Raw genomic sequence first — 15,572 nt, forward strand, 5'->3', positions numbered from 1 at the left:
ACGTCCAAGCATGGAGGAACAGTGGAGTTCGACGTCACGATCGAGATCCCGAAGGGCCAGCGGAACAAGTACGAGGTCGACCACGAGACGGGGCGCATCCGCCTCGACCGCATGCTGTTCACCTCGACCCGCTACCCCGACGACTACGGGTTCATCGAGGGCACGCTCGGCGAGGACGGCGACCCGCTGGACGCGATGGTCCTGCTGGAGGAGCCCACGTTCCCCGGCTGCCTCATCACGTGCCGCGCTCTCGGCATGTTCCGCATGCGCGACGAGGCGGGCGGCGACGACAAGGTGCTGTGCGTCCCGACGGGCGACCAGCGCATGGCGTGGCGGCAGGACATCGACGACGTCTCCGACTTCCACCGCCTGGAGATCCAGCACTTCTTCGAGGTCTACAAGGACCTCGAGCCGGGCAAGTCCGTCGAGGGCGCGCACTGGGTGGGCAGGGCCGAGGCCGAGGCCGAGATCGAGCGCTCGCTCCAGCGCGCCAAGGAGACCGGCTACTACGACAAGCACTGACGTGCGCCGGCCGGCCGCGCCGGTCGTACGGTAGGCGCATGCTTGCCTCCGTCATCCACGACGCCCGAGACGTCCGCGCCGAGGAGCGCCCCGACCCGCGGATCCTGACGCCCGGGGACGCCGTCGTGCGCGTCGTCGCCGCTTGCGTGTGCGGCTCCGACCTGTGGCCCTACCGCGGGGTCACGCCGACGAAGCGACCCCGCCCCATCGGGCACGAGCTCGTGGGCGTCGTCGAGGAGCTGGGCGACGACGTCACCTCCGCGCGGGTCGGGGACTTCGTCGTCCTGCCCTTCACCATGAGCTGCGGCACCTGCCAGGCCTGCCGCGCCGGCGTGACCGCCGCGTGCGACCTGGTCACCGGCTTCGGCGGCACCGACCGCGAAGGCCACCCTGTGGACGGCGCGCAGGGCGAGCGCGTCCGCATCCCGCTCGCGCAGCACTCCCTGTTCCCCGTCGGCCGCACGGAGGCCGAGATCGAGGCGGCGGGCCTGGTCCCGCACCTGCTCGCGCTGGCCGACGTCATGTCGACCGGCTACCACGCCGCCGCCTCCGCGCGCGTCGCGGAGGGCGAGACCGTCGTCGTGGTCGGCGACGGCGCCGTCGGGCTGTGCGGCGTGATCGCCGCGCGGCTGCTCGGCGCCGGGCGCGTCGTCGCCATGAGCCGGCACCCGGACCGGGCCGCGCTGGCCCGCGACCTCGGCGCCACCGACGTCGTCGCGGAGCGGGGCGACGACGCGATCGCCGCGCTGCGCGAGCTCCTCGACGGCGACCTCGCCGACGCCGCCCTGGAGTGCGTCGGCACGAAGCAGTCGATGGACACCGCGCTCGACGCGGTGCGCGGCGGCGGCCGCATCGGCTTCGTGGGCGTGCCGCACGGGGGTCCCGAGCTGAGCGTGCGGCGCATGTTCGACCGCAACCTCACCGTCGGCGGCGGCATGGCGTCCGCCCGGCACTACATGGAGCAGCTGCTCCCCGCGGTCCTGTCCGGCGAGATCGAGCCCGGGAGGGTGTTCGACCGCGAGCTGCCGCTGGCCGACGTCGCCGAGGCCTACGCCGCGATGGACGAGCGCCGCGCCACGAAGGTCCTCCTGCGCCCCTGAGCCACGTTGTGGGTACGCAGATGGCGTGGACTCACGGGTGAGTCCACGCCATCTGCGTACCCACAGCTCACGGGCGGCCGGCGTAGGGCATGACGTCGGTCCAGCGGATCGCGGTCTCCCGGACGTCGATGCCGGGGCGCGGCGCCTCGACCATCGTCCCGCCGCCGGCGTAGAGGGCCACGTGCCGGATGGTCGACGGGTCCGAGGTGTCGTTCGCGTAGAAGATGAGGTCGCCCGGCCGCATCTGGTCGTAGGGGATCTTGGCGACCTCCTGGTACTGGGTGCGCGTGGTCCGCGTGATCCACAGCCCTGCGGCCTTCCACGCCTGCGACGTGAGCCCCGAGCAGTCGTAGCCCGGGTTCCCCTCACCGCCCCACTGGTACTCGACCCCGATCCTGGCGCGCGCCCACGCGAGCGCCTCTCGCCCCTGCGCGGCGGTGCTGCGTCCCACCGTGACGACCGGCTGCGGGTCGGGCTCCGGCTCGCTCGTCCGCGTCGGCTCCGGCTCGGGTTCCGGGTCGGGCTCGCGCGTGCGGGCGGGGTCGGGGTCGGGCGCCGACGTGTCCTCGGCCGGCGCCGGGTCGCCGGACGACGCCGTCCCGCCGGTCCGTCCCGCGTCCTCGGCCTCCCCCGCGGTGCCGGGGCCGGAACCGGCCGGCTCGTCGCTCGCCGCGGCCTCGTCCGGCGCGCCGTCGTCGGCCGCAGGCCGGTCGTCCTGCCCGCCCGCCGGCCCTGCACCGGGCGCACCCCCGTCCTCGACGGCCTCGCGGGCCCGGCGCTCCTGCGCCCGGTCCGCCTCGGCCTGCCGCGCCTCGTCCCGCTCGCGCTCCAGCGCGACGCTGGTGCTGCGCAGGTCCGCCAGGCGCCCGTACAGCGCGTCCCGCTCCCGCTCGGCCGCGGCCGAGCGGGCCTCGAGCGAGGCGACGGCGTCCTCCGCTCGGGCGAGGGTCTCGGCGGCGCGCTCCTTCGCCTCCGCCTGTGCGTCGCGGGCGGCGCTCCAGCGGGCGTCCGCCTGGCGCGCGGCGGCGCGGGCGTCGGCCTGCGCGGTGAGCGTCGCCGCCAGCTTGCGCTCAACGGCGCGGCGGGCGGACCCGGTCGCGGTCACCTGGTCGAGGCTCTGGGCCCCGGTCACGACGGCCAGCGGGCCGAGGGCCCCGGCCGACCGCGCCCCCGTCCGGTACGTCTCCGCCATCGCGGCACGCGCCGCGGCCTCCGCCTCGGCCGCCGTCTCGGCGCGCTCCCGGGCCTCGGCGGTGGCGTCCCGGGCCGCGTCGAGGTCGGCGGCCGCCTGCGTGTAGTCGGTGGCCGCCGTCTGGACGGCCGCCTCCGCGGCCGCGAGGTCGGCGCGGATGGCGTCGAGCCGGTCCTGGGCGCCGCCGACGTCGAGGCGGGCCGCGTCGACGGCGGCGTGGGCGGCGGCCACCTCGTCGTCACCGGGCGGCTCGGCCCGGGCGGCGCCGCCCGTGGCGAGCGCGGGCCCGATGCCGAGCAGCGCGGCGGCGAGGACGGCGATCGCGCGGCCGGGCCGCCGGGCCGTCCAGGGCCGTGCCCCCGTCGTCGTGGCGCGCGACGGCGCGCGACGCGTGTGGAGCATGATCGTTCCTTCCCTGCCCGCCCAGGACTGCGGGCGGCCCCGCCCAGGCTCGCCCCGACGGGCCCCCGACGCCACCGGAAAGCACGCCACACCGGCCTCGGGCAACACGACACGCCGTCCGCATCGTGGTCTCAATTTGCGAGACACCTCTGTCGCCGGCCGTCGACCGCGGCTACGGTCGGGCCATGACTCGTCGAATGTGCCGCTGACCACCGCGCACGTTCGCCTGCCTGCGGTCGCTCGCACCGCAGCCTCCTGACCCCTCGTGCGCACCCCACCGTCGCGGTCCACCTCCAGCGTGCAGGCCTTCTGGGGCTCCGCGACCGACCGCCCCGCCGTCGACCCGCCCAGGAGCAGCCATGAGCACCGCCACCGACAGCACGCCGCAGCCCGCCTGGTCCTTCGAGACCCGCCAGATCCACGCCGGCACGACGCCCGACCCGGCCACCGGCGCCCGGGCCCTGCCCATCTACCAGACGACGTCGTTCGAGTTCCCGTCCGCCGACGTCGCCGCCGACCGCTTCGCGCTCCAGGACCTGGGCCCGATCTACACGCGCATCGGCAACCCCACCACCGAGGCGGTCGAGAACCGGATCGCGGACCTCGAGGGCGGCGTCGGCGCGCTGCTCGTGGCCTCCGGCCAGGCCGCCGAGACGCTCGCACTCCTCAACGTCGCCCGCGCCGGCGACCACGTCGTGGCCAGCCCGAGCCTCTACGGCGGCACGTACAACCTGCTGCACCACACGCTGCCGCGGCTCGGCATCGAGACCACGTTCGTCGACGACCCGCACGACCCGGAGGCCTGGCGCGCCGCCGCCCGGCCGACCACCCGGGCGTTCTTCGGCGAGACCATCCCCAACCCGCGCGCCGACGTGCTGGACATCGCGGCGGTCGCCGGCGTCGCGCACGAGGTGGGCGTGCCGCTCATCGTCGACAACACCGTCGCCACCCCCTACCTCGTGCGGCCGATCGAGCACGGCGCCGACGTCGTCGTGCACTCGGCCACCAAGTACCTCGGCGGGCACGGCACCTCGATCGGCGGCGTCATCGTCGACGGCGGCACCTTCGACTACGCCGCCCACCCCGAGCGGTTCGCCGACTTCAACGAGCCCGACCCCAGCTACCACGGCGTCGTCTACGCCCGCGACCTCGGCGTCGGCTCGCCCCTCGGCGCCAACCTCGCGTTCATCCTCAAGGCGCGCGTCCAGCTGCTGCGCGACCTGGGCCCCGCGATCTCGCCGTTCAACGCCTTCCTCCTCGCCCAGGGCCTCGAGACCCTCTCGCTGCGCCTCGAGCGCCACGTGGAGAACGCGCGGCGGGTCGCCGAGTGGCTCGAGTCCCGCGACGACGTCGGCGTCGTGCACTACGCCGGCCTGGAGTCGTCGCCGTGGCACGCCAACGCCCGCCGCTACGCCCCGCGCGGCGCGGGCGCCGTGCTCGCCTTCGAGCTCCGCGCCGACGACGACGCCCGGGCGGCGGCCGCGGGCCGCGCGTTCGTGTCCGCGCTGCGGCTGCACTCCCACGTGGCCAACATCGGCGACGTGCGCTCCCTGGTCATCCACCCGGCGTCCACCACCCACTCCCAGCTCACCCCGGCCGAGCAGGCCGCGTCCGGTGTCACCCCGGGGCTGGTGCGGCTCGCCGTCGGGCTCGAGCACGTCGACGACATCCTCGCCGACCTGGAGCTCGGGTTCGCCGCCGCGGCGGAGGTCGCGACCGAGGAGGCCGCTGCGTGAGCGTCGCCACCCGTCGCCCCACGGCGCCCGCCGCCCCGCGCGGCGCCGACCTCGGCCCCGTGCCGGCGACGGGGGCGTGGCGCGACGGCGACCCGGCCGGGGCGCGCCGGTTCGCCGACGTCGGCGCCGTCGAGCTCGAGTCGGGCGGCGTGCTGCCCGACGTGCGGGTCGCCTACGAGACCTGGGGGACGCTCGCCCCGGACGGCTCCAACGCCGTCCTCGTGCTGCACGCGCTCACCGGCGACGCGCACGTCGCCGGTCCCGCCGGGCCGGGGCAGGCGACCGCCGGCTGGTGGGAGCAGATGATCGGCCCCGGCGCCCCGATCGACACCGACCGGTACTTCGTCGTCGCGCCCAACGTGCTCGGCGGCTGCCAGGGCACCACCGGCCCGGCGTCGACCGCCCCCGACGGGCGCCCGTGGGGCGGGCGCTTCCCGCGCCTGACCACGCGCGACCAGGTGGCGGCGGAGATCGAGCTGACCCGCCAGCTCGGGATCAGCCGGTGGGAGCTCGTCATCGGGGCGTCCATGGGCGGGCTCCGCGTCCTGGAGTGGGGGGTCCTCGGCCCGGAGGCCGGCATCGAGGTGCGCAACGTCGCGCCGATCGCCACGACGGCGCAGACGTCGGGCGACCAGATCGCCTGGGCGCACCCGCAGCTCGGGGCCATCCGGGCCGACCCGCGGTGGCGCGGCGGCGACTACTACGACGCTCCCGACGGCGACGGGCCCTCCGCCGGGCTCGCCATCGCCCGCCAGATCGCGCACACCACCTACCGCACGGCGCCCGAGCTCGACACGCGCTTCGGCCGCCTGCCGCAGGGCGGCGAGGACCCGCTGACGGACGGGCGCTACGCCGTGCAGTCGTACCTCGACCACCACGGCGACAAGCTCGCCCGCCGGTTCGACGCCAACTCGTACCTGATCCTCACCGAGTCGATGCTCAGCCACGACCTGGGACGCGACCGCGGCGGGGTGGAGGCCGCGCTGGCGCAGATCCGGGCGCGTGCGCTGGTCGTCGCCGTCGACACCGACCGCCTGTTCCCGCCCGAGCAGGCGGAGCGCATCGCGGAGGGGCTGCCTGCCGCCGAGCCCCTGCGCCTCGTCGTCTCCGACTACGGGCACGACGGGTTCCTCATCGAGTTCGACCAGCTGGGCCCGGTGGTCGCGGACTTCCTCGCCCGGGCGGGCGTGCCGGACGGCGCCGACCCCGAGCGGCGCGACTGACGCCCGCCGGAGCGGCCCCGGCCGCTCCGGCGGCGGGTGCCGGGAGGCGCACCTACCGTGGGTGAGGCCGCCACAGCTCGGTGGCCGGCACCCCGCGACCGGAGGCGACGTCATGCGGCTCAACCCTTACCTCAGCTTCAAGGACCAGGCCCGCGAGGCGCTGGAGTTCTACCGGTCCGCGCTCGGCGGCGAGCTGGACATCAGGACGTACGGCAGCCTGCCCGAGATGGGCGTTGACCCGGCCGAGCAGGAGCTCGTCATGCACGGCCAGCTCGACGCCCCGCACGGCCTCACCCTCATGGCGTCCGACACCGGGACGATGATGCCGCACGTCCGGCCGACGGCCGGCATGTCCGTGTCGCTCACCGGGTCCGGCCCCGAGGATCTGGAGTACGTCCGGTCGGCCGTGGAGGCGTTGTCCGACGGCGCGACCGACGTCATGCCGTTCGAGAAGGCGCCGTGGGGCGACCACTACGGGCAGCTCACCGACAGGTACGGCATCACCTGGATGTTCGACGTCGGGGAGTGAGCGCCCCGCCCGGCGGGCCCGGGGTCAGTGCAGCAGCGCCTCGCGGCGGGCCGCCAGCTCCCCGAGGCGGCCGGTGACGCCGCGCTCCCGGTCGGCGAGCCGCGCCCGCACGCCGTCGACCGCCTGCCCGGCGCCCGCGACCCGCTGCCGCGCCTCGCTGATGCGGTTCGCCACCGCCCAGTCGGTGAACATGTTGTCGAACCAGATGTCGAGGGTGCGGGTCAGGCCGCCGACGCCCACGTCGGCCACGCCCGTCTCACCGAGGTCGCCCAGCTCCACGCGCAGGTGGGCGAGCGCACCGTCCGCGGCACGCAGCAGTGCGGCGGCCCGGTCGAGCTTGTCGTGCTTGACCATGCTCGCGAGCATGTCGCCGCCGAAGAACGTGTCGTAGGTGGACCAGCCGTCGGCGCTGCGCAGCACGTCGGACGCCTGGGCGAGCGCGCCGGCCGCGTGCTCGGCCGCCGTCTGCGCCTCGGCGATCTCGACCTGCTCGGCGCGCAGGGCGCCCACCTGCTCGGCGACGTCCGCCAGCGCGGTGGCCTGCGGGGCGCCCGAGTCGTGCACCCACCGCTCCTTGGCGGCCAGGGCCCGGCGGTAGCGCTCCTCGGCGTCGCCCAGGGCCACGAGCCCGGCGTCGACCGCGTCGAGCTCCCGGCGCGCCTGGGCGACGCGGGTCTCCGCCGCCGCGACCCGGTACTCGGCCGCCTGCTGCTCCGCCCGCTCCGCGCCGAGCCGCTCGTCGCGGTCGCCGCGCAGGCCTGCCCACACCCGGGTCAGGCTGAGCTTCTCGAGCCGTTCGACGTCCGCGGTCTCGTCGTCGAGCCTCGACCGGGTCTCGGCCCGCGCGGCCTCGGCCGCCGACAGCTCCTCGGCGGCGCGGCCGCGCCGGGCCACCTGACGGCGCCGCTCGTCGACGGCGGCGCGGGCGGCGCCCAGCTCGACCTCGACCGCCTCGCCCGCACTCGGGGCCGGGTCTGCGGGCTGGGACGGCGACGGGGAGGTGGCGTGTGTCATGCGCGCCAACCTACCGCCGGGCCGCCCGCCTCGGTCTCGGCGGGCACGGCCGCTAGGTTGGACGCATGCTCGCTGCCACCGTCGCCCGGTTCTCGCCCGACTCCCCGCTCGACGGCCTGGAGGTGACCGAGCGACCGGAGCCCGCGGCCCGGGAGCACTGGACGACGGTCGACGTGCGGGCCGCGAGCCTCAACCATCACGACCTGTGGTCGTTGCGCGGGGTCGGGCTGCGTGCGGAGCAGCTGCCGATGACTCTCGGCACCGACGCGGCCGGCGTCACGCCCGACGGGGAGCGCGTCGTCGTGCACGGCGTCATCGGCGCGGACGGGCACGGCGTCGGGCCTCGCGAACCGCGCTCGCTGCTGTCGGAGCGCTACCCGGGGACCCTGGCGGAGCGGGTCGCGGTCCCGACGGCCAACCTGGTTCCGCTGCCTGCCGAGCTGTCCTTCACGGACGCCGCGTGCCTGCCCACGGCCTGGCTCACGGCGTACCGGATGCTCTTCGGCGCGGCCGCCCTCTCTCCGGGCGACCGCGTGCTCGTGCAGGGCGCCGGCGGCGGCGTCGCGACGGCGGCGACCGTGCTCGGCGCCGCGGCCGGGCTGGAGGTGACCGTCACGTCGCGGTCCGCGGCGAAGCGGGCCCGCGCCCTGGAGCTCGGGGCGGCGCACGCCCTGGAGCCGGGCGAGCGCGTGCCCGCCCGCGTGGACGCCGTCCTCGAGTCGGTGGGGCAGGCCACGTGGTCGCACTCGGTGCGGTCGGTGCGCCCGGGCGGCACCGTCGTCGTGTGCGGTGCGACGTCGGGGGACGCCGCACCGGCCGAGCTGGCGCGGATCTTCTTCACGGAGATCCGGGTGCAGGGCGTGACGATGGGGTCGCGCGACGACCTGGCCGCGCTGGCACGGTTCTGTGCCAGCACCGGCGTGCGACCGGTCGTCGACTCGCAGGTCTCGCTCGCCCGGGTGGGCGAGGGACTGGCGCGGCTCGAGGCCGGCGACCAGCAGGGCAAGGTCGTCGTCGTGCCCTGACGACCCGCGCGACCTCTTAGGCGAAGCGGGCGCGGTAGGCGTCCAGCAGCGACCCGGAGCCGTCCGCGAGCTGCCACACCGTCCATCCGTCCACGGTCGGCGAGCCCGAGACGACCGAGGCCGCGAGGTCCGGGTGCCGGTACCGGCCGCCGCCCGGGAGCTCGATGGCGCCGTCGGGCTGCAGGACGGCCTCGAAGTGCTGGCGCCGTCGCGGCCGCGACCAGCGCAACCGGGTCGGGACGCCGAGGCGGCCGGCGAGCGCTGCGAGGTCCGGGTCGACCTCGTCCTCGCTGTCCTCCTCGGAGGACGCCCACGCGGGGGCGGCGGTCGACAGTCGCGGCGCCTCCAGCGGCGGCACGCTCAGCCGCGGGGGCTCCAGCGGCGGCACCTGCAGCCGGGGGAGGTCGTCGGCCGCGCCGGACCAGCGCGGCGGCGGGACGGCGGGCCGCTCACGCCGCGGCGCGGGCAGCGGCAGGTCGAAGGCGGGCGCCGCGGCGGCGGCGAACTCCTGGTCCAGCCCGGGCCGGTGCGTGGACGCCCCGGGCGGCGGGGCCGGTGCGGGCGCGGCCGGCGGGTCGGCCGGCAGCGGCGGCAGCGGGGACGTGTCGTGCACCCCGCCGGAGAAGCGGTCGGTGCGGGAGCGACGGCGCGCGGGAGCGGTGCGGCGGCGCGGGGCGGGCACCCCGCCCGGCAGCGACGTCGGGAGGTCCGGGGTCGGCGGCGCGGCGGGCACCCCGCGCGGCGGGGTGTCGTCGGCGGCGGGCGCCGGCTCCGGGACGGCGAGATCGCGGGACGCGGCCGCGCGGCGGCGCCCGGACCGGGTCGGGGCGTCCTCGGACCGGCTGCGGGCCTCGGCCGGCGCCTTGTCGTGCAGCGCCAGCCCGACGGCGACGCCCTCCGCGAAGCTCTCCGGCTCGCGCTCCGCGGCCGGCTCGGCCGGGCTCACGACCTCGGCCTCCCCGCCGGCGGCGTCGCCCGTGGCCGCGCCGCCCCGGGTATCGGCGGAGAGCTGTGGTGCGGCCGGGGAGGACGCCGGGTGGATGACCAGCGGCGACACGTCCACGAAGCGGCGGCCGTCCGCGCTGTGCACCACGCCCATCTTGAGGACCTCGACCGGCATCGTCGGCTGCCGCAGGAAGTCGACGGCGTTGAGGATCTCCTCGCTGGCCTCCTGGCAGATCATGATGAGGCGGGCGCTGCTGCGGCCGGGCTGGGACCGGGTGAGGGGGACGCTGTCGTAGAAGGCGGCGACGTCGCGGTGGAACGCCTGCTCGCCGCCGTGGTAGCGGGCCGCGAGCTGGCCGCGGGTGAGGCGCCCGGCGGCGCCCGCGTGGTCGAGCGCGCGCGTCAGCGCCGACCGGTCCAGGTCGGCGACGAGCTCGACCACCACCGGGGAGCCCGTCGCGTCCAGCGCCAGCAGGTGCGGTTCGTCCGGACCGTTCCCCGGCGCCACGGGGAAGATCTGCTCACCCAGCAGGCCGTCGATGTGCGTCTCGACGACGGTGTGCGCCGTGGTGCCGACACCCGGCTCCCGGGCGACCTGCTGGCGGGCAGACTGCACCAGGAGCGGCCGTTGACCATCGACCTCGAACAGCGGCATGCATCCAACTCCCGGCTCGGATCACGACCCCCGCGGCCGCGTTCCGCACCAAGCCTAGGCCAGCCTCCTGTGCGCCCGGCGCACGGGTCCGGCGGACGGGCACGGCCTCGGACGGTCGGTGGTCGCGGGGTTCCCGGACAGCGGTCGAGGTTACTCCGCGGGGCTGCCGTCGTCATGGACCGCGGGCCTCCCGGCGAGCCGTTCCTCGACCCGCGCGACCTTCTGGTCGAGCTGCCCGGTGCGGCCGGGGCGGATGTCCGCCTTGAGCACGAGCGACACCCGGTGCCCGCCCGCGGCGACGGCCTCGGTGGCCCGCTGCACGACGGGCATCACCTCGTCCCACTCCCCCTCGATCTCGGTGAACATCGCGGTGGTGCGGTTCGGCAGCCCGGACTCGCGGACGATGCGGACGGCCTCGGCGACGGAGTCCGTGACGGACTCGCCCGCGCCGAGCGGAGCGACGGAGAACGCGAAGACAGCCATGTCGCCATCATGCGCTCCCTCGGTGCCGAACATGTGATCGGTCCGGGATTCCAAGTCTGAATCCCGGACCGATCACATGTTCGGCACCCGGGGGGCAGCGGCATAGGCTCGGCGGGTGGACAGCTCCCCCTCGGCCCCTCGCGTCACCCTCCTCGCCGGCGGGGTGGGCGGCGCCCGTCTCGCCCACGGCCTCGCGCTCGCCCTGCCCGACGGCGGCGCGGAGCACCTGCGGATCGTCGGCAACGTGGGCGACGACACCGAACGGCACGGGCTCCTCGTCTCGCCCGACCTCGACACCGTCATGTACACGCTCGCCGGGCTCAACGACGAGCAGCGCGGCTGGGGGCTGACGGGCGAGACCTACGGCGTCCTCGACCAGCTCGCCCGTCTCGGCGAGGACACCTGGTTCACGCTCGGCGACAAGGACCTCGCGACCCACGTGGTGCGGACCGCCGCCCTGCGCGACGGCGAGCCCCTCAGCGCGGTGACCGCCCGCCTGTGCGCGGCGCTCGGGGTGCACGCCACCCTCCTGCCCGTGACGGACGACCGGCTGCGCACGCTGGTCGACACCCCAGCGGGCCGCGTCGCGTTCCAGGAGTACTTCGTGCGGCGGCAGCACGCCGACGCCGTGCTGGGGCTGACGTTCGACGGCGCCGACACGGCGCGGCCCGCGCCCGGGGTGCTCGCCGCCGTCCGCGACACCGAGGTGCTCGTCGTCGCGCCGTCGAACCCGTTCCTGTCCGTGGAGCCGCTGCTCGCCGTGCCGGGGGTGCGCGACGCCCTGCGCGCGACGTCGGCCCGGCGCGTCGCGGTGAGCCCGATCGTCGGCGGCCGGGCGCTGAAGGGACCGGCCGCGCAGGTGCTCGAGACACTGGGGCACGAGGTGTCCGCGCTGGGCGTGGCGCGCCTGTACACCGGGCTGGTGGACGTGATGTGCGTCGACGAGGCGGACGCCGCCCTGGCCGACCCGATCCGCGACCTCGGGCTCGACGTCGTCGTCACCGACACGATCATGGGCGGCCCCGCCGGGCGCGAGCGGCTCGCGCGCGAGCTGCTCACCGCCGTCGGGCCGGCACCGCGCTGACCATGCGCATCGTCGGTGCCGAACAGGTGGATCCTCCGGGATTCACGGCCGGAAACCCGGAACAACCACCTGTTCGGCAACGACGGGTCGTGGCGGTCGTGCCGCTGCGCGACGGCGTGTCCGGCAAGTCGCGGCTCGCCGCCGACCTCGACCCGGTGGCCCGGCGGCGGCTGGTCGCCGACCTGGCCCGGCACGTCGTCGGCGTGCTGGCGGCGCACGAGGGCGTGGAGCGCGTGCTCGTCGTCACCGCCGACGTGCCGTTCACGCGCGCCGCCCTCGGCGGCCTCGCCCGCGGTCCCGGCGACGCTCCCGTCGACGTCGTGGCACAGCCGCCCGCGCGGCCCGGCCTGAACGCGGCGCTGGACGTCGGCCGCGAGCACGCGGCCGCGCGCGGGGCACGCCGCCTGCTGGTCGCCCATGCCGACCTGCCGATGCTGGCGGCCGACGACGTCACCGCGATGCTCACCACGGGCGGTCACCGCGGCAGTCCCGGTTCTGGTCGGCAGTCCGGACTGCCGACCAGAACCGGAACTGCCGACGAGATCCCGGTGGTCGTCGGGACGGACCGGCACGACGCCGGCACGAACCTGCTCGTCGTCCCCGCGACGGCCGCATTCCGCTTCCGGTTCGGTGCGGGGTCCCGCGCCGCGCACGAGGCCGAGGCCGCACGGCACGGGCTCGCCGTCGCCGTCGTGCGCCGCCCGGGGACCGCCGTCGACCTCGACACCCTCGACGACTGGGGGCAGCTGCCCGACGACGCCCGCCGGCGCCTGCGCGACGCCGTCGGGTCGTCGCTGCCCTGACCGGGCGATGAGTCGGGCCCCGCGGGCGCGTCCATCCCCCATGAGCATCGAGCTGATCGACCAGGACACGCTGCCCGACGCCGACTTCGAGGGTTACCTGCACGGCTCCACCGTCTCGGTGATGTTCGAACGCATCGACCGCGACGGCGCGGGGCCGCGCCTGCACCGCCACCCGTACACGGAGACGTTCATCATCCGGTCGGGGCGCGCCCTGTTCCGCGTGGGGGACGACGAGGTGGTCGCGGTGGGCGGCCAGATCCTCGTCGCGCCCCCGCGGACACCGCACCGGTTCGCCGTCGTCGGCCCCGAGACCTACGAGGCCCTGCACGTCCACGCGAACGACCGGTTCGTCACCGAGTGGCTGGAGTAGTCACACCGCGTCGAGACGAGCCCGCAGCGCGGGGTCGAGGTCGAGGTCGGCCGCCCCGAGCAGCTCGTCGAGCTGCGCCACGCTGCTCGCCCCGACGATCGGGACGACAGGCACGTCAGCGCCCGTCAGCCACGCGAGGACCACCTGGTTCGGCGTCGCGCCGGTCTCGGCCGCGACCTCGCGGAGCACCCGCAGGCGCTCGTGCGTCGTCGGGTGGTCGAAGCCTGCCCACAGGGGCTTGTCCTCGCGCACCAGCGCGCCCTGCATGAGCGGCGAGTATGCGACGACGGCGAGCGGGCTGCCCGCCTCCGTCGACGCGCGGGCGTAGTCGAGCAGCTCGTACGACGCCCAGTTGCGCCGGCCGACATCGGGCCGCGGGTACGGGTAGGTGAGCTGCTGCTGCACCAGGCCGTAGGGGGCCACGCCCTGCCGCCGGGCCTCCTCGCGCGCCTCGACCACGCGGTGCAGCGCGACGTTCGAGATGCCCGTGACCCCGACGAGCCCCTCGGCCTGGAGCTTGCCGAACGCCCCGACGGTCTCGGCGAGCGGCGTGCCGACGTCGTCGACGTGCCCGTAGTAGGCGTCGAGGTGGTCGACGCCCAGGTGGCGCAGGCTCTCGCGCGCCTCGGCGGCGATGGTCTCGGCGCCGAGGCCCTGGTAGTTCATGGGCGGCACGTGCTGCAGCGGCAGGTTCGGGTCCTTCTTGGCCGCGCCCACCTTGGTGGCGAGGCGCAGCTCGTCACGGTTGCCACGTTCGGCGAGCCAGCGGCCGATGACGTCCTCGCTGTCCCGGCCGTACCCCTCGCCCCAGGCGTTGTAGTTGTTCGCGGTGTCGAGGAACGTGCCGCCCGCCTCGACGAAGCGGTCGAGGATCGCGAACGACGTCGTCTCGTCCGTGCGGGTGCCGAACCACATCGTGCCGAGGCACAGCGTGCTGACCTCGAACGACGTCGTGCCGTCACCGATCGTGCGGTAGCGCATGGGGGTTCTCCCTGTCTGGCGGGTGCTGTCCCGCACGACGCTACGGACCGATCGGTCCGGGTGTACCGTCCATTGACATGGCAGATAGCCAGGCCAATGCGGTGCTCGCCTGGGACACGGTGCTCGACCTCGGCGACGGGCCGGAACCGCTGGTGCAGCGGCTGGAACGTGCGCTGCGCGGGGCCGTGCACGCCGGCCGCGTGCCGCCCGGGGCGGCGCTGCCGCCCAGCCGCGCCCTCGCCGACACGCTGGGCGTCTCCCGGTGGGTGGTCACCGAGGCGTACGGGCAGCTCGTGGCCGAGGGGTTCTGCGAGGCACGCGTCGGGTCGGGCACCCGGGTGTCCGCGCACGCGGGCCCCCGGCCCGTCGCCCCGACGCGGACGGCTCCTCTCCCGGAGCCGCGAGCCCCCTTCGACCTCGGCCCTGGCGTCCCCGACCTGCGCCACGTGCCGCGGACCGCATGGGCGCGGGCCGTGCACGACGCGCTGCGGGACGCCGCCGACGCCGAGCTCGGCACCGCCGACCCCGCCGGCGCACCCGCGGCACGGACCGCGGTCGCCGGCTACCTCTCCCGCGCCCGGGCGGCGACCGTCACCCCGGACGACGTCGTCGTCACGCACGGCGCGACCGACGCCATGACACGGCTCGCGCGGGCCCTGCGCGGTGCCGGGCACCGCACGCTCCTGGTGGAGGACCCCAGCTGGGGGCGGCTGCGCGACGTCGCCCGGGACGCCGCGCTGACCCTCGTCCCCGTCCCGGTCGACGACGACGGCCCCGACGTGCCCGCGCTCGTCGGGGCGGCGCGGCGGACCGGGGCGCGTGCCGCGCTGCTCACGCCGGCGCACCAGTTCCCCACCGGGGCGCTGCTGGCGCCCGCACGGCGCGAGCAGGTGCTCGCCTGGGCGCGGGCCGTCGACGGGCTGGTGATCGAGGACGACTACGACGCCGAGTTCCGCTACGACCGCCGGCCCGTCGGGGCGCTGCAGGGCCTCGACGCCGACCGGGTGGCGCTCGTCGGGTCGCTGAGCAAGACCGTCTCGCCGGCGCTCGGGCTCGGCTGGATGACGCTCCCCCGCCGGTGGCGCGAGCGCCTGGGGCCCGGCTTCGGCGGTGCCCCGCCGTCCACCGTCGACCAGCTCGCCCTGGCCCGGTTCGTCACCGGGGGCGGCTACGAACGGCACCTGCGAGCCGCCCGCGCCCGGTTCCGGCGACGCCGGGCCGCACTGCTCGACAGCCTGGGCCGGCACCTGCCCGGCCTGTCCGTGAGCGGCATCGCCGCGGGGCTGCACGTCGTCGTCACGCTGCCCGACGGCGTCAGCGCCGCCGCCGTGGTCCGGGCTGCCGCCGCGCGGGACGTCACCGTGGCCGACCTCGACCGCTACCGGCTCACCCGCGGCCCGTGCGACGCGCTCGTCCTGGGCTACGGCAACCTCGCCGACGCCCGCGTCGACGAGGCCGTCGCCCGCCTCGCCGCCGCCGTCCACGACGCCCGGGCCTGAGCGTCGTCC

Annotated in this window: 15 protein-coding genes; 10 read left to right on the plus strand and 5 right to left on the minus strand. The window is 76.3% G+C overall.

The features are described from left to right. The first annotated feature begins 21 nt into the window (after positions 1 to 21). Positions 22 to 522 carry an inorganic diphosphatase gene (locus EYB28_RS17875; protein ID WP_166850724.1) on the plus strand — a complete coding sequence of 167 codons (501 nt, stop codon included), beginning with the start codon at positions 22 to 24 and terminating at the stop codon, positions 520 to 522. 38 nt (positions 523 to 560) lie between these two features. Continuing rightward, the gene (locus tag EYB28_RS17880; protein WP_166850725.1) at positions 561 to 1,622 is read left to right on the plus strand and encodes a zinc-binding dehydrogenase; all 1,062 of its coding nucleotides are present in this window, start codon (positions 561 to 563) and stop codon (positions 1,620 to 1,622) included. Positions 1,623 to 1,689: 67 nt separating this feature from the next. Here the strand turns inward: EYB28_RS17880 and EYB28_RS17885 are convergent, their stop codons facing one another. Beyond that, on the minus strand, positions 1,690 to 3,216 hold the full coding sequence (locus EYB28_RS17885) for an NlpC/P60 family protein (RefSeq protein WP_166850727.1): 1,527 nt from the start codon (positions 3,214 to 3,216) through the stop codon (positions 1,690 to 1,692). Between the two features lie 359 nt (positions 3,217 to 3,575). Between EYB28_RS17885 and EYB28_RS17890 the strand changes: the two genes are divergently transcribed. The 3 genes from EYB28_RS17890 (at position 3,576) to EYB28_RS17900 (ending at position 6,704) form a co-directional block, all read left to right on the plus strand. Continuing rightward, a complete protein-coding gene (locus tag EYB28_RS17890; RefSeq protein WP_166850728.1) occupies positions 3,576 to 4,952 on the plus strand; it encodes a bifunctional o-acetylhomoserine/o-acetylserine sulfhydrylase in 1,377 nt (458 codons plus the stop codon). Next, the gene (locus tag EYB28_RS17895) at positions 4,949 to 6,175 is read left to right on the plus strand and encodes a homoserine O-acetyltransferase (RefSeq protein ID WP_166850729.1); all 1,227 of its coding nucleotides are present in this window, start codon (positions 4,949 to 4,951) and stop codon (positions 6,173 to 6,175) included. Before EYB28_RS17890 ends, EYB28_RS17895 begins: the two co-directional genes overlap by 4 nt. Before the next feature lie 112 nt (positions 6,176 to 6,287). After that, positions 6,288 to 6,704, plus strand: coding sequence for a VOC family protein (locus EYB28_RS17900; protein WP_166850732.1), 417 nt, complete (start codon positions 6,288 to 6,290; stop codon positions 6,702 to 6,704). A gap of 24 nt (positions 6,705 to 6,728) precedes the next feature. Here EYB28_RS17900 and EYB28_RS17905 read toward each other — a convergent pair whose 3' ends face one another. Continuing rightward, positions 6,729 to 7,718 carry a hypothetical protein gene (locus tag EYB28_RS17905; RefSeq protein WP_166850734.1) on the minus strand — a complete coding sequence of 330 codons (990 nt, stop codon included), beginning with the start codon at positions 7,716 to 7,718 and terminating at the stop codon, positions 6,729 to 6,731. Positions 7,719 to 7,783: 65 nt separating this feature from the next. Here EYB28_RS17905 and EYB28_RS17910 point away from each other — a divergent pair, with 65 nt between their 5' ends. Next, the gene (locus EYB28_RS17910; RefSeq protein WP_166850737.1) at positions 7,784 to 8,743 is read left to right on the plus strand and encodes a zinc-binding dehydrogenase; all 960 of its coding nucleotides are present in this window, start codon (positions 7,784 to 7,786) and stop codon (positions 8,741 to 8,743) included. 16 nt (positions 8,744 to 8,759) lie between these two features. On the opposite strand, the gene EYB28_RS17915 is transcribed toward EYB28_RS17910, so the two are convergent. Next, a complete protein-coding gene (locus tag EYB28_RS17915) occupies positions 8,760 to 10,343 on the minus strand; it encodes a hypothetical protein (RefSeq protein ID WP_166850739.1) in 1,584 nt (527 codons plus the stop codon). Positions 10,344 to 10,493: 150 nt separating this feature from the next. After that, complete coding sequence (locus EYB28_RS17920) at positions 10,494 to 10,826, minus strand: MTH1187 family thiamine-binding protein (RefSeq protein ID WP_166850742.1); 333 nt, start codon at positions 10,824 to 10,826, stop codon at positions 10,494 to 10,496. A 115-nt stretch (positions 10,827 to 10,941) separates the two neighbouring features. On the opposite strand from EYB28_RS17920, the gene cofD reads away from it, so the two are divergent. From cofD to EYB28_RS17935, 3 genes are all read left to right on the plus strand, one after another. Continuing rightward, positions 10,942 to 11,910, plus strand: a complete 969-nt coding sequence (cofD, locus tag EYB28_RS17925; RefSeq protein ID WP_166850744.1) for a 2-phospho-L-lactate transferase — start codon at positions 10,942 to 10,944, stop codon at positions 11,908 to 11,910. Between the two features lie 89 nt (positions 11,911 to 11,999). Next, the gene (locus EYB28_RS17930) at positions 12,000 to 12,713 is read left to right on the plus strand and encodes an NTP transferase domain-containing protein (RefSeq protein ID WP_166850747.1); all 714 of its coding nucleotides are present in this window, start codon (positions 12,000 to 12,002) and stop codon (positions 12,711 to 12,713) included. A 40-nt stretch (positions 12,714 to 12,753) separates the two neighbouring features. Beyond that, positions 12,754 to 13,083: a cupin domain-containing protein gene (locus tag EYB28_RS17935; protein ID WP_205710956.1), complete on the plus strand. Its 330-nt coding sequence runs from the start codon at positions 12,754 to 12,756 to the stop codon at positions 13,081 to 13,083. On the opposite strand, the gene EYB28_RS17940 is transcribed toward EYB28_RS17935, so the two are convergent. After that, positions 13,084 to 14,064 carry an aldo/keto reductase gene (locus EYB28_RS17940; RefSeq protein WP_166850750.1) on the minus strand — a complete coding sequence of 327 codons (981 nt, stop codon included), beginning with the start codon at positions 14,062 to 14,064 and terminating at the stop codon, positions 13,084 to 13,086. A gap of 77 nt (positions 14,065 to 14,141) precedes the next feature. On the opposite strand from EYB28_RS17940, the gene EYB28_RS17945 reads away from it, so the two are divergent. Then, positions 14,142 to 15,563 (plus strand): PLP-dependent aminotransferase family protein, encoded by a 1,422-nt coding sequence (locus tag EYB28_RS17945; RefSeq protein ID WP_166850753.1) that lies wholly within the window; start codon positions 14,142 to 14,144, stop codon positions 15,561 to 15,563. The last annotated feature ends 9 nt before the right edge of the window (positions 15,564 to 15,572 follow it).

This window comes from Isoptericola sp. BMS4, from assembly GCF_011634835.1.
Classification (GTDB): domain Bacteria; phylum Actinomycetota; class Actinomycetes; order Actinomycetales; family Cellulomonadaceae; genus Isoptericola.